Source organism: Kocuria sp. CPCC 205231 (assembly GCF_040980965.1).
Taxonomy (GTDB): domain Bacteria; phylum Actinomycetota; class Actinomycetes; order Actinomycetales; family Micrococcaceae; genus Kocuria; species Kocuria rosea.
Genome location: NZ_JAVKPP010000004.1, coordinates 95,217 through 114,724 on the forward strand (window position 1 = coordinate 95,217; position 19,508 = coordinate 114,724).

A 19,508-nucleotide genomic window follows, 5' to 3' on the forward strand; every position below is an offset into this window, starting at 1 on the left:
ATGCGAAGGGAGAAGGTGCACACCCTCCACTGTGGATGGTGGAGTAGTTGCGCCTAGCTATCAGATGAATTTGTCCGGACTGCTCGCCGCCCTCGGGGCGGAGCGTTCCTTCGCCAATCTCCGCACCCAGGCCGGCCTGCCGCCGGGGGAGCGCAGCGCCGAGACCGTGATCAGCGCCCCGGACGGGATGCGCGCGGTGCTCACGGCCCAGCTGCGCGGCGCCCTCGACGACGCACCCGCCCCGGCCGGCTCCCGCGCCCCGGTGCTGCTGGCCGTCACCGCGACCGGCCGCGAGTCCGAGGACCTCGCCGCCGCCCTGGGCGCGTACCTGCCGGCCGAGGAGGTCGCGGAGTTCCCGGCGTGGGAGACCCTGCCGCACGAGCGGCTCTCGCCCCGCTCGGACACGGTGGGCCGCCGACTGGACGTGCTGCGCCGGCTGGCCGGCAAGGACGCCGAGCGCCCGCTGCGGGTGGTCACGGCCCCGGTCCGCTCCGTGCTGCAGCCCGTCGTCGAAGGCCTGGGGGACATGGCCCCGGTGCGCTTCGCCCGGGGTGAGGAGCTCGACTTCGACGCCGCCGTGACCTCCCTCGCCGAGGCCGCGTACGCCCGGGTGGACATGGTCACCCGGCGGGGGGAGTTTGCCGTGCGCGGCGGGATCATCGACGTGTTCTCGCCGGTCGAGGACCACCCGGTGCGGATCGAGTTCTTCGGGGACGAGGTGGACGAGCTGCGCTGGTTCGCTGTGGCCGACCAGCGCACCCTGACCACCGGGGACCACCCGGAGCGGCTCGTGGCCCCGCCGTGCCGCGAGGTGCTCATCACCCCGTCCGTGATGTCCCGGGCCGCGAAGCTCAGGAACTCCCTGCCCGGCGCGGAGTCCATGCTCGAGCGGATCGCCGGCGGCATCTACGTGGAGGGCATGGAGTCCCTCGCACCGCTGCTGGTGGACGGCCTGGTGCCCATGCTGTCCCTGCTCCCGCCCGGCTCCCTCGTGGCGGTCATGGAGCCGGAGAAGGTCCGCACCCGCGCCCACGACCTCGTGGCCACCAACGAGGAGTTCCTCCTCGCCGCGTGGGACTCCGCCTCGGACGGGCAGTCCGCGCCCATCGACATCACCTCTGCCGAGCACGTCGTCCGGAACGACGACGGCGAGGGCCGCACCCTGGCCTCCGGGTCCTTCCAGACCCTCGCCGAGGCCCGGGCCACCGCGCTGGACACCGGTCTCGGCTGGTGGGCCGTCACCGCGCTCAACGTCAACGCGGTGGCCGGTCAGGACGTGGTCGCGGACACCGCCGCGGAGGACATCGCCCTCATCGACTCGGACGCCGACACCCTCACCGTGGCCGCCCGGGACCCGCTGGGCTTCCACGGGGACGTCGAGGCGATGCTCGAGTTCCTGCAGGGGCGGGTGTCGGACGGCTGGCGCGTCGTCGCCGTCACGGAGGGGCCCGGTCCGCTGGCCCGGATCGCGGAGCTGCTGCACGAGGCCGGGATCCCCGCCGCCCGCCGCGAGACCCTCGCCGAGCAGCCGCAGCCCGGGATCGTGGAGCTCACCACCGCCGTGGCGGGCAAGGGCTTCGCCCTGGACGGGCCGCGGATCGTGCTGCTCACCGAGGCGGACCTGCTGGGCAAGGCCAGCCCCTACACCACCAAGGACATGCGCAAGCTGCCGGTGCGGCGCAAGCGCAACGCCGTGGACCCCCTGGCGCTGAGCCAGGGCGACTTCGTGGTGCACGAGCAGCACGGCATCGGCCAGTTCGTGGAGCTCATCCAGCGGCCCATCGCCGGGGCGATGATCAAGCCCGGCCAGCCCAAGCCCGTGCGCGAGTACCTGGTCCTCGAGTACGCCCCCTCCAAGCGCAACGGCCCGCGGGACCGCCTGTTCGTGCCCACCGACCAGCTGGACCAGGTCACCAACTACGTGGGCGGCGAGACCCCCACCCTGTCCAAGATGGGCGGGACGGACTGGAACAAGACCAAGCGCGCCGCCAAGAAGGCCGTCCGGGACATCGCCAACGAGCTGATCCGCCTGTACTCGGCGCGGATGGCCTCCCGCGGGCACGCCTTCGCGGAGGACACTCCGTGGCAGCGCGAGCTCGAGGAGGCGTTCCCCTACATCGAGACGCCGGACCAGCTGACCACCATCGACGAGGTCAAGGCGGACATGGAGCGGGAGGTCCCCATGGACCGGCTGATCTCCGGGGACGTGGGCTACGGCAAGACCGAGGTGGCGGTGCGCGCGGCGTTCAAGGCCGTGCAGGACGGCAAGCAGGTCGCCGTGCTCGTGCCCACCACGCTGCTGGCCCAGCAGCACGCCGAGACGTTCACCGAGCGCTTCTCCGGCTTCCCGGTGCGCCTGGCCGCCCTCTCCCGGTTCCAGACCGCCAAGGAGACCAAGGAGACGCTCGCCGGGCTCAAGGACGGGACGATCGACGTGGTGATCGGCACGCACCGGCTGCTGTCCAAGGAGGTCCAGTTCAAGGACCTGGGACTGGTGGTGATCGACGAGGAGCAGCGCTTCGGCGTGGAGCACAAGGAGAAGCTCAAGGCGATGCGCACCAACGTGGACGTCCTGGCGATGTCCGCGACCCCGATCCCGCGCACCCTCGAGATGTCGCTGACCGGCATCCGCGAGACCTCCACCCTCGCCACCCCGCCGGAGGAGCGCCACCCCGTGCTCACCTACGTGGGCGCCTACACCGACAAGCAGGTCTCCGCGGCCGTGCGGCGCGAGCTCATGCGCGAGGGCCAGGTGTTCTACATCCACAACCGGGTGTCCTCGATCGAGCGCAAGGCCAAGGAGATCGCCGAGCTCGTGCCCGAGGCGCGGATCGCCGTGGCGCACGGCCAGATGTCCGAGTCCCGGCTCGAGCAGATCATCGTGGACTTCTGGGAGAAGAAGTTCGACGTCCTGGTGTGCACCACCATCGTGGAGACCGGCCTGGACATCGCCAACGCCAACACCCTGATCGTCGACGGCGCGGACCGCTACGGGCTCTCGCAGCTCCACCAGCTGCGCGGGCGCGTGGGCCGCGGCCGGGAACGGGCCTACGCCTACTTCCTGTACCAGGCGGAGAAGCCGCTCTCCGAGACGGCTCTGGAGCGGCTCAAGGCCGTCGCCGCCCACAACGAGCTCGGCGCCGGCATGCAGCTGGCCGTCAAGGACCTCGAGATCCGCGGCGCCGGCAATCTGCTGGGCGGGGAGCAGTCCGGGCACATCGCCGGGGTGGGCTTCGACATGTACCTGCGCCTGGTCGGCGAGGCCGTCGCCGAGTACCGCGGCGAGGAGGACGAGCGGCCCACCGAGATGAAGATCGAGCTGCCGGTCAACGCCTACCTGCCGCACGACTACGTCCCGGGGGAGCGGCTGCGCCTGGAGGCCTACCGCAACCTCGCCAACGCCGCCACGGCGGAGGCGATCCAGGAGGTCGCCGACGAGCTGGTGGACCGCTACGGCGACGTGCCCGAGCCCGTGCAGAACCTGCTCGAGGTCGCCCGCTTCCGGGTGACCGCCCGCGCCGCCGGCCTCACCGACGTCGCGGCCCAGGGCAACGTGGTCCGCTTCGCCCCGGCGGACCTCCCCGAGTCCCGGCAGATGCGGCTCACCCGCCTCTACCCGGGCGCGCAGGTCAAAGCGGTGCCCGGCACCGACACCTTCCAGGTGCTCATCCCCAAGCCCAAGACCGAGCGGATCGGCGGCAAGGACCTCGTGGACGGCGCGGTGCTCGCCTGGGCCCGCGGTGTGGTCGAGGCGGTCTTCGCGAAGGAGCCGGCCACGGCCTGATCCGTCGGTGCGGCGGCCGCCGTCCGGGCCACCGGGCACGGAAAAGGTCCCCTCCCGCGGTGGGAGGGGACCTTTTCCGTGCGATCCGTGGTCGGGCCCGTCGTCGTCGGACCCGGCGCGGCCCTACTCGACGTTCTTGCCGTACTTGTCGCCGTGGTGGACGGCCGCGGTCTTGGCGTCGCGCTCGCGGGCGTCGCGGGGGCCGTCGTCGAACGCGGCGGCGGTGCGGCCCCGCCCCATCTCGGGGACCTCGGTGGTCGAGGGGACGTCCATGAGGACCGTGCGGCCGCCGAAGGCCTTCTTGGCGGTGCTGTTCTGCAGGATGCCCACCGGGATGAGCAGCGCCAGGGCGTAGAGGCCCAGGCCGAGGATCCAGATCAGCGGGCTGTTGGGGTAGCTGGCGAAGGCGATGAAGCTGCCGATCATGATGGCCATGCACAGGACGAGGAACACGAAGTTGTTGACCGTGCGTCCCTGGCCGGAGTGCGAGCGCACGGTGGCGCCGCCGCTGCGGCCGGTCGACGCGTCCGCCGAGGCGCTGGTGGAGGACTGGGCTCTGTTGGCCATGGATCTAACCCTTCTGGCGGTGGGAGGCGGCCGGTCACGGGCGGCCGCGAAGCATTCCCGGCCAGTCTAGTCGCACCGACCGACGCCCGGATGCTCCGCGCGACCGCCTCGTCCGCAACGCCGACGGCCCCCTGCCGCGGGTGCGGGAGGGGGCCGTGCGTCGTCGTGCGGGACGGTCTACTGGGTCGCCTTGCCCAGGGTGTCGTTCTTGTGCTCGGCACGGACCTCGGCGTCCCGGGTGCCGATGTTGCGGGGTGGGTCCGGGAAGGCCGCCGCGGTGGTCGGCTCGCCGGCGACCTCCGTGCTCGGCGGGACGTGCATGAGGATGGTGCGCCCGCCCTCGGCCTTCTTCGCGGTGCTGTTCTGCAGGATGCCCACGGGGATCAGCAGTGCCAGGGCGTAGAGGCCCAGGCCGACGATCCAGATCAGCGGGCTGTTCGGGTAGCTGGCGAAGGCGATGAAGCTGCCGATCATGATCGCCATGCACAGGACGAGGAAGACCAGGTTGTTGACCGTGCGTCCCTGGCCCGAGTGGGAGCGGACGGTGGCGCCGCCGCTGCGGCCGCTGGGCGTCGCGTCCGCAGCGGTGCTGGTGGACGACTGGGCTCGGTTGGCCATGGATCCAATCCTTCTGACGGTGGGAGCGGCCGGCCACGGCGGCCGCAGGGCGTTCGGGGCCAGTCTAGTCGTTCGGGCGCGGCCCGCGGCGGTGCCCGGTGGAGGGCGCGGCGGGCTCAGCCGAGGAGGGCGGGACCGCTGCTGGCGCCGATCCGGGAGGCGCCGGCCTCGATCATCGCAAGGGCGTCCTCGCGGGTGCGGATCCCGCCGGAGGCCTTGACGCCGATGTCCGGACCCACCGTTGCGCGCATCAGCCGCACGTCCGCCACGGTGGCCCCGGCGGTCGAGAAGCCCGTGGAGGTCTTCACATAGTCTGTGCCGGCGGCCACGGCGGCCTCGCAGGCCAGGACCTTCTGCTCGTCGGTCAGCAGGCACGTCTCGATGATCACCTTGAGCCGGGCCCCGCCCTGGTGGGCGGCCTCGGCGACGGCGCGCACGTCCGTCTCGACCCGCTCGCGCTCGCCGGCGCGGGCGGCGGCGATGTCGATGACCATGTCGATCTCGTCGGCCCCGGCGAACACGGCCGTGGCGGTCTCGAACGCCTTGACCTCCGTGGCGGACGCGCCCAGCGGGAAGCCGACCACGGCGCAGGTCAGCACGTCGCTGCCCGCGAGCTGCTCCCGCACGAACGGCGTCCACAGCGGGTTGGTGCACACCGAGGCGAACCCGTACTGCCTGGCCTCAGCGCACAGGGTGGCGATCTGCTCACGGGACGCCTCCGGCTTGAGCAGGGTGTGGTCGACGTAGGAGGCGAGCTGGGGGGTGGTCACGGGAGGCCTTTCGACAGAGCGGGCGGGTCGCGCCCAGCCTACCCACGGAGTCCTTGAAGTTGTGGCTCTGACCCCGCGGGCAATGCCCGCGCGGAAGGCGTCGAGGCGGGCCAGCGGTGCCACGCTGCGGGTGCCCAGACGCGCCGAGAGACAGGGTGGTGCGGCAACTGACGCACGAGCCACTGGCATGGCGTCCCAGGACACCGCCGATCATGCTCCGCCGCTGCCGGTACACCGGTTGCGCACACGTGCGACGCCAGGACATGTCCAGGGCCTCCGAGCCCATGGCGAAGGCACCGGGACGGGACTACTCGACCGTGACCGACTTCGCCAGGTTGCGCGGCTGGTCCACGTCGTAGCCCTTGGCGCTGGCGAGGGCGAGGGCGAAGATCTGCAGTGGGACCGTGGTGAGCAGCGGTGCGAGGAGCGCCGGGGACGCTGGAACGTAGAAGACATGCTCCGAGCAGGTGTCGATCGAGGTGTCGCCCTCCTCTGCGATGACGATCGTCACGGCACCGCGCGCGCGGATCTCCTGGATGTTGGAGAGCACCTTGGCGTGCAGGGAATCCCGTGCATTCGGTGACGGCATGACCACCACGACGGGCTGTCCCGCCTCGATGAGCGCGATCGGGCCGTGCTTGAGTTCACCTGCGGCGAAGCCCTCGGCGTGAATGTAGGCGAGCTCCTTGAGCTTGAGCGCTCCCTCCATGGCCACCGGGAAGCCCACATGGCGTCCGAGAAAGAGTACGGACTTCGCGTCCGACATGTCCGCACCGAGCTGCTTGATCTTCTCGGCGTCGTCGAGGATGACCTGGATGGTGGCGGGGATCTCCGAGAGGTCCGCGAGCACGCCGGAGATCTCGTCTCGGCACTTGTTGCCGCGCAGCTGGGCGAGGTAGAGGCCCAGGAGGTAGGCCGCGGTGATCTGGGCTAGGAACGCCTTGGTCGAGGCGACGGCGATCTCGGGGCCGGCGTGCGTGTAGAGCACGGCGTCCGATTCGCGGGGGATCGTGGAGCCGTTGGTGTTGCAGATCGCCACGACCTTGGCCCCCTGCTCTCGGGCGTACCGGACGGCCATGAGCGTGTCCATGGTCTCGCCGGACTGCGAGACGGCGACCACGAGGGTCTTCTCGTTTACGATCGGATCCCGGTAGCGGAACTCGTGGGAGAGCTCCACCTCGGTGGGGATCCGGCACCAGTGCTCAATGGCGTACTTGGCGACCTGTCCGGCGTACGCAGAGGTTCCGCAGGCGAGCACCACGATCTTGTCGACGGAGCGCAGGATCGACTCGTCGATGCGGAGCTCGTCGAGGACGAGGTCGCCCGAGACGTCGGACCGCCCGAGAAGTGTCTGGGCGACGGCATCCGGCTGATCGTGGATCTCCTTCTCCATGAAGGAGTCGAAGCCGCCCTTCTCGGCCGCGGCGGCGTCCCAGCTGACGTGGAACTCTGTGCCCTCGGCGGGGGCGCCGAAGAAGTCGGTGATGGTGACGTCGTCGGGCGTGATGGTGACGATCTGGTCCTGGCCGAGTTCGACGGCGCGGCGCGTGAAGTCGATGAAGCCCGAGACGTCCGAGCCGAGGAAGTTCTCGCCGTCGCCGAGTCCGACCACGAGCGGGGAGTTGCGGCGTCCGGCGACGACGGTGCCGGGCTGGTCCCGGTGGATGGCGAGCAGGGTGAAGGCACCCTCGAGGCGCTGGCAGGCCTGCTGCAGGGCCAGGGTCAGGAGGTCGCCCTCGGCGCCGCTCTCGACGAGTGCACGGTAGAGGCGGCCAACGAGCCCGGCGGCGACCTCGGTGTCGGTGTCCGAGAGAAAGATCAGGCCCTCACCGGCGAGTTCGGCCTTGAGCTCGGCGAAGTTCTCGATGATCCCGTTGTGGATCAGTGCGAGCTTCCCGTCGTCGGCGAGGTGGGGGTGCGCGTTCTGGTCGGTGGGTCCGCCATGGGTCGCCCAGCGGGTGTGGCCGATACCGGTCAGTGAGGGCGGCAGCGGGTCGGCGGTCAGCTCGTCCACGAGGTTGCTCAGCTTGCCCGCCTTCTTGCGCGACTCGATGCCGTCGGCGGTGATCACCGCCACGCCTGCGGAGTCGTACCCGCGGTACTCGAGGCGCCGGAGGCCCTCCATGACGACGTCGAGCGCTCGGTGCTGCGCTCCGGACGGCTCGTTCTCGAATGCCGGAGCGGCTGAATTCAGCGCCGACGATGACTGGCCGTTATTCCGGCCTGCATATCCCACAATTCCACACATGACCTCGAGCTTACTGGTGCCGGTATTTGTGAAATAGTGTGACGTGCCTTGAGCGAATACATGTTGTTGCTCCAGCGGTACGGAAAAGTAGTACGCCACTGCTGGTAATGCTGCGTCATTAGGAGGGCCGGTTGATCTGTATCGGAAAAAACTTGGTTGTCGAGTGCAGGTGCACGACTCCGCGGGGGATCAGGAATTGTTGATCGGAAAGCATCACTGAATAGTGCCTTCGCTCGGACTGAAAACTGAAGGCATTACTGGGTGGAATTTTTGGACAAGGGGCCCAACACCCGCTTGTATTGTGCTCAGGCCAAGGGCAGCACTGATTCTGCTCGCTGGCTGAGGCATTCTCTTCCCCGGCAGCAGTGATCGCACGGCTTGTGCGCCTGGAGCCCTGCGCTCAGCCGCCCAGCGCTTGCCTCATGGCCTCGTATGCCGGGGTCGGGCGCCCGTCGTCGAACAGGAAGTCGTTGCCCTGGCGCAGTTTGCCGTGGCCGTCGATCCACCAGTTGTAGCGGTCGTCCACGCCCCAGGTGGTGTACGAGACGCAGGTACGTGAACGCAGGCAGGTGGCCAGCACTGCGGCGTACTGCTCGGCCTGGGCCTCCGTTCCTCGGTCGTCCGTGACGTCGTTCTCCGAGATGCGGACGCGGAACCCGGCGTCCTCGAAGAGATCGAGCGTATCGCTGAGGTCGTCGGCGGGAATGGCGTCGGTGTCGAGATCGTAGACATGGGCCTGGAGGCCGACGCCGTAGATGTGACCGCCCTGAGCGTTGGTCTCGAGGGCGAGCTCGAGCAGAGCGTCCTGGCGGTCACCCGGCACGTCCGCCCCGTTCTCGTTGATGAACTGCTTGACGTCGGGATCGGCGGCGTGGACGGCCTTGGAGACGACCGCCGGATAGTCGGGTCCGAAGACCCGGTACCAGACGTGCTCCTGAAGCCTGGTCCCCTGATCGACGTCGAACGGCTCGTTGACGACGTCGAGCGAGTCCAGTCGCCCCTTGAAGTGCGTCACCACGGTGGTGACGTAGTCCAGGAGCACCTCGCCGCTCGCGCGGCGCTCCTCCTCGGTGCCGGCCGGGAGCTCCTGCATCCAGCGGGGCAGGGCCTCGCCGAACGCGATGGTGTGCCCGTGCACCGCCATGCCCTTGCTCTCGGCGATCGCGAGGATCGCGTCGGCCTCCTCGAAGGTGTACACGCCCTGCTGCGGGGAGAGGTACTGGGGTTTCATCGCGTTCTCCGGCGTGACGGCGCCGAAGTTGCCGATGAGCTCCTGCGCGTAGTCGGAGTCCGAGACCAGCGGCCCCAGTGCCACCGCGGCGCCGATCCTGAAGCCCGGCCGTTCCCGGTCGGCGAGGGCCTGCAGCCCGTCCTCCGACCGCTCGGCCCGCGCCACCGCCGGGCCTGCGGCGGCCAGCGGTGCCCCTTCCGGCGCGGTGGCGGTGAGGGAGTCGACCTGGAAGGAGCCGTCCTCGCTCGACAGCCCCAGCCAGAGCTCTCCCGACTCGAACACCCCGCCGTAGGGCAGCGAGGACACGGTGTCCCCGTCGTCCGCGATCTCGAGCGTGTCCCCGGACCGGCGCACCGTGAGCGTGGCCTCCGGGTCCGAGACCGTGACGTGCTCCTCGTACACCGGCCAGGGTTCATTAACATCCTCCTGCGGCGAACCGTCGAAGACCTCGATCTCGAGGTCGTCGCCGCGCAGGGTGAGCCGCAGGCCCGCCGGCTGGATCCGGAACTCGTCGGCGATCACCGGAGGGCTGTCGTAGATGGCCCAGGAGGCATCGCCGGTCACGTCGGAGAAGGAGGCGCTGAGAGTGAAGTCCCCCTCGGCCACCAGGTGCGTTCCGGCCAGGTTGAGCGCCGGGTTCGGCTGGCCGCCCCCGCCGTCCTGCTCGACGATGCGCCGCGCGGTGGACGAGACCTCCAGGACGTCGCCGCCGTTCGTCACCCCCGGCACGTGCTGCCAGTCCTGCTGGAGCAGGTCGACGGCAACGTCGGGCCCGGGCGCCGGATCGTTGGGGGAGCACCCCACGACGGCGAGCAGCAGACCGGACGCCATCACGGCCAGGACCCGTGTGTGCCCGGCCCTCAGGGCCGCCACCAGCGGACGTCGTCGAGGTAGGCCAGCAGCTCGGTGTCCCCGGTCACGTAGACCTGCAGGCTCGCCGTCGCGACGTCGGCCGAGCTCGGCGAGTACGTCAGGTCGACGTCGGTGACGCCCGCGTCGGAGCTGGCCAGCTTCCACTGCCCGGAGATCCAGTTGCCGTCGGCGTCGTACTCGTCGATGTACCAGCCGACGTCACCGGTGGTGCGATCCCTGATGTCGAGGTGCGCCGAGATGCGGTAGTCGCCCGGCGTCACGTCGACCAGCGGCGAGAACAGGTGGACGTTGGCCGCCGTCCCCTGCACCTTCACCGAGTTCACCGGGTTGGCCGGGGAGCCGTTGCCGGCGTCGTCGGCCACGACGGCCGTCGCGGCGTCGGTCCTCCAGCCATCGGCGATGCCGGCGTCGAAGGTGCCGTTGGCCACCAGGTTGGCGGCGGGCGGTGGCGGGGTCTCGGCGCCGAGGGCCAGCAGCTCGACGTTGTCCAGATGGGCCGTGATCCCGGTCCCCTCGACGATCACCTGAAGACTGGCCTCGGCGACGTCCGTCGAACTCGGCGTATAGGCGAAGTTGAGCTCCTGCACCCACCGGGAGTTCTCCTGCGTCTTGTACTGCCCGGAGACCCAGTTCCCGGCCGCGTCGTACTCGTCGATGTAGAACGCCACCTCGCCCGAGGTCAGCGAGGAGACGTCGAGGAAGGTCTTGTACAGATAGTTCGTCCCCGGGGTGACGGCGACCTGGGGTGAGAACAGGTGCGACGGGGTCGCACCTGACACGAGCTTCACCGACCTCGTGGGATCGGGGTAGCTGCCGCTGCCGCCGGCATCCGCCGTGATGGTCGCGGGAGCATCGGTCCGCCACCCCTCGCCGACGCCCGCGTTGAAGCTGGCGTTGGGCATCTTGTTGGGGGTGCCGGACACGAGGCCTTCGGAGACGTTGACGTTCTCGATCTCCCCGGCCGCCACCTTGGTCTGCACGTAGGCGGCGAGCTCGTCCAGCTCCGCCGTCCCGTACTCGAAGGCATCGGGGTCCTGGCTCGGATCCGCGGCGATCTCGTGGAAGGTGAACACGACCCAGGTGTCGTTGGCGATCGCCTCGTCGACCTTCGCCTTCAGGGTCTCGACGGGGGTGACCCCCTCCTGGACCGGGACGTTCTGCAGCAGGTAGTCGCTGTACGGCCAGTAGTTGCTGCCCGTGTCGGCGAAGCCCCGCATCGAGCTGTAGTACTTGGCCGCTGTGGCCATGACCGTCTGGTCGTAGTCGCCGTACGGCGGGGCGAACGCGGTCGCGTTGATGCCGCGCGCAGCGAGGGCGGACTTGCTGCCGGCCAGTTCCGCATCGATCTCGGCGGGCGTCAGCCTGTTGTCCTGGCAGCCGTTGCCGGCGCTCGCCAGGCACCGGTGGGAGGCGGTGTGCGAGCCGATCTCCCAGCCGTAGGTGTTCTGCAGCTCCTGGATCTGGTCCCAGGTCATGTACGGGACGCTGGGATTCGCCCGGCACGAGTTCGGCACGGTGGTGATGCCGACGCAGTCCGTGGGGACGTAGTTCGTGCCGGTGAGCCCGTGCTTCTGCAGCGTGGGTGCGGCCTCGGTGAGGGAGCTGAGGAAGCCGTCGTCGAAGGTGAAGGACACCAGCGGCGAAGGCTCCGGGTTCGCCACGGCGGCGTGCGCCGTCGTCGGTGTCAGCAGCCCCGCGGTCAGTGCCAGCACCGCCCCTGCCGCTGCGGCGAGCCTGGCGCCCGACCGTGGGAAGCGGAACCTGCTTCTGCTCATGGCATTCTCCGGTTTCTTCCGGGTGGCCGGCAGAGCCGGATCACACTGTTGGGGGCCATCACGAGCCCTGGAGCTGCTCGAACGCTGGTGCGACCGGCTGGACCTCGATGCCGCTCTCGTCGATGAGCCGCAGCTGATCGGCGAAGACGTCGGTGCTGATGTTGTTCCGGTCCGCGAGGATCGCCTCCTGCTCAGTCCAGGACGAGTCGGGATCCGCGACCTGGTGGTAGACGAGGATCAGCCAGCCGTTCGCCCGAGACGTCTCGGCGAGCGCTGCGGCCAGCTCGTCCTGCGTGGTCTCGTTGGTCACGTAGTAGACCTTGAGATCGTGCGTGTCGAGATTCTGCCGGGTGTTGATGCCGTGCTTCGTGCTGCGCACGATGTCGAAGTACTTGCTCGCATGCCAGTCGACCTGGGGGTCCGACCGTCCGTACGGGGGTGCCAGGTTGTCGGTGCCGAGACCGGCCTCCTCCAGCATCTCGTCACCCTGCCGCATCTGCTCCTCCAGCCGGTCGGCGCCGATCGAGGTGAGATCGACGTGCTCGTAGCTGTGCGCGGCGATCTCGTGCCCGGCCTCGTGCATCTGCCGCACCTCGGCGGCCGTCATGAAGTCCGGGGTCTCGAGGGAGCTGGGGTTGACGTACTGGGTGGACCGGAACCCGTGCTCGTCCATCAGGGGCAAGGCGTGGTCGTAGATCGACTGCCAGCCGTCGTCGAACGAGATCGACACCATGGGCTGGTCCCAGCGGAGGGGGCCCTCCTTCGTGACATCGACCAGCGAGTGGTCGCGCACTCCGGTGGTGCCGTTGCCGTGCGAGACCAGGGTGACCACGGCCGTCGTCGCACCCTTGGGAACCTGGAAGGACTTCTTGATCCTCGTCCACTCACCTGCCGGCGGCACCGTCGCCAGGTGGTGGAACTCGCGCTCACCGTCGGCGCGCACGAACTCCGCCACGACGTCCGCCTTGCGCTCGGACCGGTAGGTCGCCCCGAACTCGAAGTACTGGTCAGGAGTCACCGGGACCGGCTGGTACTCCCACTTCGCCTCGCCGTCCTGGTAGTTCGCGATGCGGGTCCAGAGGAAGCTGCCGTCCTCGTCCTGGCCGCGGCCGGACTCGACCGTCGACGCTCCGGAGGTGTACGGAGACCATGAGTCGGGTGCGCCCGGCTGGGGGCCGGTGAACTCGGGGTTGGGAACGAGGTTGGGGCCCGTCGCCGCGGCGGGCGGCAACCGGACGTCGTCCGCCGCCTCGAGGTACGCGCCCTCGACCGTGAGGGTGCCCTTCGAGGCGACCCGGAAGACGTACTCCACCGCGGTCACCGTGTCCGCGCTGTCGAACGCGTCGCTCACCGTGAACGGGAGCTCGCTCGGCCGCTCGAGCTGGTTCGGCAGCTGCTCCAGAGTCACACTGCCGTCGGCGTGGTGCCGGCGGACCAGCAGCGTGAAGTCCGTGCTGCTGGTGGTGAAGGCCTTGAACAGATAGGTCTCGTTGGGCTCGACCTCCACCCGTGGGCTCGTCAGCGTCACATCGCCCGAGCCGTACCGGGCGACGTCCAGCTGCAAGGCCTGGGCCTGGTCGCGCACCTGCCCGTCGACCAGCTCCAGCGAAGCCTGGGCGTCACCGCTGCGGCTGATGTTCCAGTCGACCGCGGACTCAGCGGCCGCCGACACTCCCGAAGCCGGGGCGCCCTCCGCAGTCGGTTGGAGCGGGGGGAGCAGGTTCGAGCCGGGCCGCGCCTGAGCGATGCCGTCCGTCCCCGCGGTGTACAGCATCCATCCGCTGGTGATGAGGGCTGCCACCAGGGAGACGACGACGAGCGGATTGAACATCACCCTGCGGAACCATCCACGCTCACGCACCACTGGCCACCTCCACACTGCCGGCCCGTTCCGGGGACTTCCACGTGTTGATCTCAGGGCGCTTGAACAGGCCCTGCGCGTTCGCGATGCAGCGGATCGCCGCCGTCAGCTGGATCAGGTCCATGATGTAGAACAAGAAGTACGCCGTCGGTGCATAGATCGACAACCGGGCGCGTTCGCGCCTCGACAGGTTCTCGTCCATCCAGACCGTCAGCAGGGTGTATGCGGTGATGGTTGCGTATGCGCCGATCACCAGGCCCGCCGTCTGCGTGGCCAGCGACCAGTAGACCGCATACGACAGGGCGAGGGGTGAGACGAGCAGCGTGAACTCGCTGAGCAGCGCCATCGGCATGCGGTAGTAGGTCAGCGTGCGGGTGTACCGGCGGCTCGGGTTGAGCACCAGGCCGCGGTATTTGATGAGGTTCTGGAGGCTTCCGTACTTCCAGCGGTAGCGCTGCTTGGCCAGCGCCCGGAAGGTGAGGACCCCCTCGGTCTTGGCGACCACGTCCGCGCCGTAGATCATGCGGAAGCGTCGGTTGCCCAGGTTGGTGATCTTCGCGCTCAGCCCGATGTCCTCGGTGAGGGTGTCCGTGTCGTAGAAGTCGACCTTGCGCAGCACGCTCATCCGGTAGGTGGAGGCCACTCCACCGACCACGAATTCGCAATTGAGCATCGAGTAGAGCTTTTTGGAGCGGTATCCGATCATGTGCTCGAAGCGCTGCAGGATGCCCAGCGCTGTCGGCTCTTCCAGGATCTGCACGTTGGCGGCAACACCGGCCACATACGGGTCATCGAAGTAGGACAGGGCATTCATCATGGCGTCCGGTTCGATGATCGAGTCGGCGTCGAATGTCATGACGAACTGGCCGCGAGCGTACTGGCGAAGCGCAGCGTTGAGGGCTCCGCCCTTGCCGACGTTCTCGGGCATCTCCACGATGCGCAGGTCCAGGTCGGGGTGCTGCATCTGGTAGTCGAGGACCAGCTGACCGGTGCGGTCTGTGGAGGCGTCGTCGGCGACGAGGACCTCGTAGAAGGGATAGGTGCTGCGCCGCAGGGAGTCGAGCGTCCGGACGATCACGGCCTCCTCGTTGTGAGCGGCGATGACGACGGAGATGAGCCCGGGCACCTCTGGAGGGCCAGAGCGGCTCCAGATGGCCGTCGCCGCGCACTCCGGCTCGCTCGCGTTCGGGAGCCGGACCCCACCCCACATGCTCTTCCGCCGCTGTTGCCAGACGTCGTAGAAGTTGGCGCCCACCAGGTACAGACCGAAGTGCACGACGTAGAGGATGCTGACGCCCGCGAACAGCCAGAAGATCACCAGTGCGATGTCCATGCTCACCACCCCGTGGAACTGCCGGCCAACGCGGGGACGCGGCGCGGGGTCTTTGCGGACGCGGCAGCCGACACCCCGGCCGGCTGCCGGATCCCGTCGAACGTGGTGCTCGTGGCGGCGGCCGGAACGGTCTCGCTCGGCGCCACGGCGCCGGCGCGGCCTGTGCGAACGGCACCACGCCGATACATGGTGACGCCGATGAAGCGGATGACCAAAGTGAGGATCACCAAGGACCAGAGCACCACACTCAGCTGAGCCACGAAACCGAGCAGGCTCTCGAACATCGCTGCGTCCCGGCCGAAGGTCACCTGCCCGGTCACAGTGACCACGTTCCCAACCTGCATCATGAAAAAACCTCCCCTAATACGTGCGTGTCATTTGTTGCGGCGCGGCCCTGGAGCTGGCGGCACTGTTCCGCCGACCCCTGTGCTCCGAGGAGCGCGCAAGGAACTTCAGGTTCAGGGAGCGGAAAGCATGTAGCGCGGACCATGGTGTCGATACTTCCCAGATGTGTCTTCGAGGATTCGATACCGTTGAGCGGTTTCAGAAATCTGATCCCCCGAGCGGGGTCATCGATGAACCGATGTCCGGCCCCTTGGCCGGCGACTGGAACTCTTGCCGGTCCGAGTCGAAACCGGCACCGGGGAACTCCGCGGCACCTCTCTCGGAGGAGCCGGCGTGCTCCACGCTCACGTTGCGCATCGCGTCCGAAATTCTTTTCGTCAATGTCGGAAAAGCCAGTGAACCCGAGTGCATGCGTATCGATGAATTTGCCTGTAGGCATGACGGATCTGTCTGACGAACACATTGCTAGCCCCCCTGAAGCATTACCGACTCTCGTTCGCGAGTCAGTTGGCCCGTCCCCCCGGAAGAACCAACCTCCAGAGAGCATGCAGTATTTGCGCTTGCAGTCATAGGCGGAGCCACGTGACACATAGAGGGCAGCCAATTCAGAAGTATGTATTTGGGATCGTCAATGACTGGATTGGGGGGAGATCGGGACGGCAGGGGCGTCGATACGCTCCAAAAATGTGGGCCGAACTGTGGTCGGGACGATCTCCCGGTGTCCCCCAATTGGCTATGCGCGACTGTGAAGTGTGGTCACATTCGTGACGGTGTGTTGCAGACACAACCGAGTGGCTGTCGCGCTGACTAGGCAAAGCAGTCCCCACGGGCGCATCTGCCCGGATCCGCTGCACTCTGGGAATGGATGCAATTCTATGGGACGACAAGTGGTGCCACGCACGCCTCCCACGTGCCGGACCACGGGGCTCTGGGTGCATGTCATGAGCCGGACGACGGTGTGCATGTCTGTGGCTGCCACGGAGAGCCATGGCTGGGCAGGAGTGGCCCGCGGGGGGCGGGGCGGGCTCAGCCGAGGAGCGCGGGACGGCAGCTCGGCGGCCGTGACCATTCCGTCACCATTACATCAGGAAAGTGTTCGCTAATCCGGAACATTCTGCTACATTCAGTGCACGCGGACCGAAGGTCCGCCTGACCTGCGACGTCGGCGGTTGCTGAGCGGTCGCAGGGGTGCGTCGGGGTACCCCCGGTTCCCCTGACCCCCGCTCCGGCGCGCCCCCGCAATCGTCCCGCGCCCGCGGCGGCGCCGGGGATCCGTCACCGGGCCGTTGCCGTGCGGTGTCCGGTCGGCCACCGGGCGCGCCACCACCGCAGAGCGGTCCCAGGGTGCGGCCGCGGTCGGGACGCCTACCGTGCGTCGTCGGTGCCCGACCCGGAGAGGGCCTCCGTGAGCTGCTTGAGCATCGCGCCCATCCGGAAGCGCTCCGGCACGAGCGGCTCGATCCCGAGCTCCAGCAGCGGCGCGGCCGTCACGGGCCCCACGGTCGCGGCGAGCATTCCGCCGCGGAACGCCGCCAGCAGCTCCTCGTGCAGCCCCAGCTCCTCGGCCGTGCTGAACAGCGCGTCCACGGCCGGGGCGGCGGTGAACGTCACGGCGTCCACCCGCCCGGCCGCGGCCTCGCGCACGAGCACGGGCACCTGCCCGGCGTCGTCGGCGGAGGCCCACCGGTAGGGCGTCACGGTGAGCACGCGGGCCCCGGCGTCGGTGAGCCGGCGGCGCTGGACCACGTCGGCGATCCCGTGCAGCTGCAGACCGATGGTGCGCCCGGTGAGGTCCCCGCCGTGCTCGGCCAGGACGAGGTCCACGAGCCCGGCGGTGGTCTCGTCCGCGGACATCCCGGCGTCCTCCAGGCCCAGGCCGCGCACCGCGCCCCGGCCCTTGGGCCCGCGCACGTAGACGGCGGCCTCTCGCAGGCACAGCAGCAGGTCCGCGTCGAAGCCCTGGGCCACCGCGGCGTCGTGCCAGCGGCGCAGACCGTAGCCGGTGGTCAGCAGCACGAGGTCCGGGCGGTTCTCGAACATCTCCCGGGAGGCGGCCGCGAGCCCGGCGTCCTCGCCGACCGGCTCCACGCGCAGGGCGGGGGCGTGCAGCACGCGGGCGCCGCGGCGCTCGAGTGCGGCGATCTGGTCCTCGGAGCGGCGGTGCGCGGTCACGCCCACCACCCGGCCGGCCAGCGGCAGGTCCTCAGCAGCCATGGGCGGTGACCTCCGCGAGGAACGCGTCCCGCTCGGCGGTCGCCAGGCGGACCACGGGTCCGACGACGACGACGGCGGGCGAGCCGCAGCCCGCCGCCGCGGTGTCCGTGACCGCGGTGGCGAGCGTGCTGATCGTGGAGCGCTGCCGGTCGGTGAAGCCACGCTCCACCACCGCCAGCGGGGTCTTCGGATCGGCGCCGTTGCGGACCAGGCCGGCCACGAGGTGGGGGAGGGTGGCCACGCCCATGAGCACCACGAGGGTGCCCCCGCCTGTGCCGAGGCCGGCGAAGTGGGCGAGCTCCGCCTCGGAGAACGGCACGTGCCCGGAGGCGACCGTGAACATCCGGGAGACCTCGCGGAAGGTCACGGGGATCCCGGCCGCGCCCGGCACCGAGACCGCGCTGGTGATCCCCGGGACCACGTCCACGGGGATGCCGTGGGCGGCGCACGCGGCGAGCTCCTCGGCGCCGCGGCCGAAGACGTAGGGGTCCCCGCCCTTGAGTCGCACCACCGAGCGGCCGGCCAGGGCGTGCTCCACCATGAGGTCCTGGATCTGCGACTGCGGGACCGGGTGGTGGCCGGGGGTCTTGCCGACCGGGACGATCTCGGCGCCGGGGGCCGCGGCGGCCACCGCGCCCGCGGGGGCGAGGCGGTCGACGAACACCACGTCGGCGTCCTGCAGGGCCGCCACGGCGCGCACGGTGAGCAGGTCGTCCGCGCCGGGGCCGCCGCCGACCAGGGTCACCCGGCCGCCGGTGCGGGCCGCGGGCTCCTGCACCACGGGCACGCGGGCGCCGGCCGCGTCCAGGGCCTCGCGCCAGCGCTGCGCCGCCGGGCCCACGACCACGGCGAGCGCGACGCCCGCGAGGTCCGCCGGGCCGAGCAGTGCGGGCTCGGCCACGGCACGGACGGCGGCGCCGGCCGCCTCGTAGCGGCGCCGGGCGCGGCGGGCGTCGTCCGGGGCGCCGAGGACGAGCACCGGGACTCCGGTGAGGTCGGCGGTCAACAGCATGCGGTCCTCCAGGGGGAGAGCGGGGGTCGTGGCGGGCCGGCCGCCACTACCAGGATGCGGCACGCGTGTTACAGCACGGTTGCCCCCGTGACGCCGCGTGACGCCGGCGACCGCTGCGGGCCGTGTTTCGTAGGCTGGGATCCATGACGACCTCCGACGCCCCCGTCCTGCTCGCCTGCGCCCACGGCACCAGCTCTCCGTCCGGGCGCACCGCCGTGCAGCGCCTCGTGGACGCCGTCGCCGCCGCGCTGCCGGACGTCGAGGTGGTGCCCACGTGGGTGGACGTGCAGACCCCCGACCTGGCCGAGCGCACCGAGCAGTACGCCGGGCGCCCCGCGGTGGTGGTCCCGCTGCTGCTCTCCGCCGGCTACCACGTCTACGTGGACGTGGCCGAGGCGGTCGCCGCCGACGACCTCCACCGGGTATCGGCCGCCCTGGGCCCGGACCGGGCGCTGGCCCGGCTGCTCGCCCGGCGAGTGCACGAGGCGTGCACGGCCGCCGGGGCCCCGCTGGCGGAGCACGACGCCGTGGTGCTGGCCACCGCCGGGTCCTCGGACCGTCGCGCGGTGGTGGACTGCGCCGCGGTGGCGGACCTGCTGGCCGAGGAGCTGGGCCGGCCCGTGACCGTGTCCTACTTGGCCGCCGCCCGTCCGCGCGTGGCCGAGGCGGTGTCCTCCGCCCGGGCCGGCCTGGCGGACGGGGGGCGCGTCGTCGTCGCCAACTACCTGCTGGCGCCCGGCTACTTCTTGGACCTCTCCCGGAGGGCCGGCGCGGACGTGGACACCGACCCCCTGGCCGTGCCGGAGGGAGAGGTCCCCGCCGAACTGGTGGACGTGGTCGTTGCTCGCTACCGCTCAGTGCCCTGAGCCCTTGGCTC

The 19,508-nt window shown here is 70.0% G+C and carries 13 protein-coding genes and 1 pseudogene; 3 read left to right on the forward strand and 11 right to left on the reverse strand.

Features of this window, described 5'->3' with window-relative positions; genetic code table 11:
• Positions 1–64: 64 nt before the first annotated feature.
• Positions 65–3,784, forward strand: coding sequence for a transcription-repair coupling factor (mfd, locus tag RF640_RS05155; protein ID WP_368826940.1), 3,720 nt, complete (start codon positions 65–67; stop codon positions 3,782–3,784).
• 123 nt (positions 3,785–3,907) lie between these two features.
• On the opposite strand, the gene RF640_RS05160 is transcribed toward mfd, so the two are convergent.
• From RF640_RS05160 to deoC, 3 genes are all read right to left on the reverse strand, one after another.
• Positions 3,908–4,351: a hypothetical protein gene (locus RF640_RS05160; protein WP_368826942.1), complete on the reverse strand. Its 444-nt coding sequence runs from the start codon at positions 4,349–4,351 to the stop codon at positions 3,908–3,910.
• Between the two features lie 177 nt (positions 4,352–4,528).
• A complete protein-coding gene (locus RF640_RS05165) occupies positions 4,529–4,969 on the reverse strand; it encodes a hypothetical protein (protein WP_368826944.1) in 441 nt (146 codons plus the stop codon).
• Positions 4,970–5,085: 116 nt separating this feature from the next.
• Entirely contained in the window at positions 5,086–5,739 is a 654-nt protein-coding gene (gene deoC / locus RF640_RS05170; RefSeq protein WP_368826946.1) for a deoxyribose-phosphate aldolase, read from the reverse strand.
• 146 nt (positions 5,740–5,885) lie between these two features.
• On the opposite strand from deoC, the pseudogene RF640_RS05175 reads away from it, so the two are divergent.
• Positions 5,886–6,020, forward strand: a pseudogene (locus RF640_RS05175) (ISL3 family transposase); the annotation flags it as partial.
• Positions 6,021–6,046: 26 nt separating this feature from the next.
• Here the strand turns inward: RF640_RS05175 and glmS are convergent.
• The 8 genes from glmS to cobA all read right to left on the reverse strand — a co-directional run bounded on the left by glmS (position 6,047) and on the right by cobA (position 18,631).
• Positions 6,047–7,987: a glutamine--fructose-6-phosphate transaminase (isomerizing) gene (gene glmS / locus RF640_RS05180; RefSeq protein WP_368826948.1), complete on the reverse strand. Its 1,941-nt coding sequence runs from the start codon at positions 7,985–7,987 to the stop codon at positions 6,047–6,049.
• Positions 7,988–8,387: 400 nt separating this feature from the next.
• Positions 8,388–10,091 (reverse strand): endo-1,4-beta-xylanase, encoded by a 1,704-nt coding sequence (locus RF640_RS05185; RefSeq protein WP_368826950.1) that lies wholly within the window; start codon positions 10,089–10,091, stop codon positions 8,388–8,390.
• Positions 10,079–11,803, reverse strand: coding sequence for a polysaccharide deacetylase family protein (locus RF640_RS05190; RefSeq protein WP_368826952.1), 1,725 nt, complete (start codon positions 11,801–11,803; stop codon positions 10,079–10,081). Before RF640_RS05190 ends, RF640_RS05185 begins: the two co-directional genes overlap by 13 nt.
• Positions 11,804–11,924: 121 nt before the next feature.
• Positions 11,925–13,727: a polysaccharide deacetylase family protein gene (locus RF640_RS05195; RefSeq protein ID WP_368826954.1), complete on the reverse strand. Its 1,803-nt coding sequence runs from the start codon at positions 13,725–13,727 to the stop codon at positions 11,925–11,927.
• Entirely contained in the window at positions 13,720–15,060 is a 1,341-nt protein-coding gene (locus RF640_RS05200) for a glycosyltransferase (RefSeq protein WP_368826956.1), read from the reverse strand. Before RF640_RS05200 ends, RF640_RS05195 begins: the two co-directional genes overlap by 8 nt.
• A gap of 2 nt (positions 15,061–15,062) precedes the next feature.
• Positions 15,063–15,389 (reverse strand): hypothetical protein, encoded by a 327-nt coding sequence (locus RF640_RS05205; protein ID WP_368826958.1) that lies wholly within the window; start codon positions 15,387–15,389, stop codon positions 15,063–15,065.
• A 1,381-nt stretch (positions 15,390–16,770) separates the two neighbouring features.
• Positions 16,771–17,619, reverse strand: coding sequence for a uroporphyrinogen-III synthase (locus tag RF640_RS05210; protein WP_368826960.1), 849 nt, complete (start codon positions 17,617–17,619; stop codon positions 16,771–16,773).
• Complete coding sequence (cobA, locus tag RF640_RS05215) at positions 17,609–18,631, reverse strand: uroporphyrinogen-III C-methyltransferase (RefSeq protein WP_368826962.1); 1,023 nt, start codon at positions 18,629–18,631, stop codon at positions 17,609–17,611. Before cobA ends, RF640_RS05210 begins: the two co-directional genes overlap by 11 nt.
• A 143-nt stretch (positions 18,632–18,774) precedes the next feature.
• On the opposite strand from cobA, the gene RF640_RS05220 reads away from it, so the two are divergent.
• Positions 18,775–19,497: a sirohydrochlorin chelatase gene (locus RF640_RS05220; RefSeq protein WP_368826964.1), complete on the forward strand. Its 723-nt coding sequence runs from the start codon at positions 18,775–18,777 to the stop codon at positions 19,495–19,497.
• Positions 19,498–19,508: the final 11 nt, after the last annotated feature.

What these genes read in the sequence shown, in the direction of transcription:
- mfd (WP_368826940.1), top strand. Translation starts at nt 65, where the DNA reads ATGAATTTGTCCGGACTGCTCGCCGCCCTCGGGGCGGAGCGTTCCTTC.
- cobA (WP_368826962.1), bottom strand. Translation starts at nt 18,631, where the DNA reads ATGCTGTTGACCGCCGACCTCACCGGAGTCCCGGTGCTCGTCCTCGGC.
- RF640_RS05160 (WP_368826942.1), bottom strand. Translation starts at nt 4,351, where the DNA reads ATGGCCAACAGAGCCCAGTCCTCCACCAGCGCCTCGGCGGACGCGTCG.
- RF640_RS05200 (WP_368826956.1), bottom strand. Translation starts at nt 15,060, where the DNA reads ATGGACATCGCACTGGTGATCTTCTGGCTGTTCGCGGGCGTCAGCATC.
- RF640_RS05165 (WP_368826944.1), bottom strand. Translation starts at nt 4,969, where the DNA reads ATGGCCAACCGAGCCCAGTCGTCCACCAGCACCGCTGCGGACGCGACG.
- glmS (WP_368826948.1), bottom strand. Translation starts at nt 7,987, where the DNA reads ATGTGTGGAATTGTGGGATATGCAGGCCGGAATAACGGCCAGTCATCG.
- RF640_RS05210 (WP_368826960.1), bottom strand. Translation starts at nt 17,619, where the DNA reads ATGGCTGCTGAGGACCTGCCGCTGGCCGGCCGGGTGGTGGGCGTGACC.
- RF640_RS05220 (WP_368826964.1), top strand. Translation starts at nt 18,775, where the DNA reads ATGACGACCTCCGACGCCCCCGTCCTGCTCGCCTGCGCCCACGGCACC.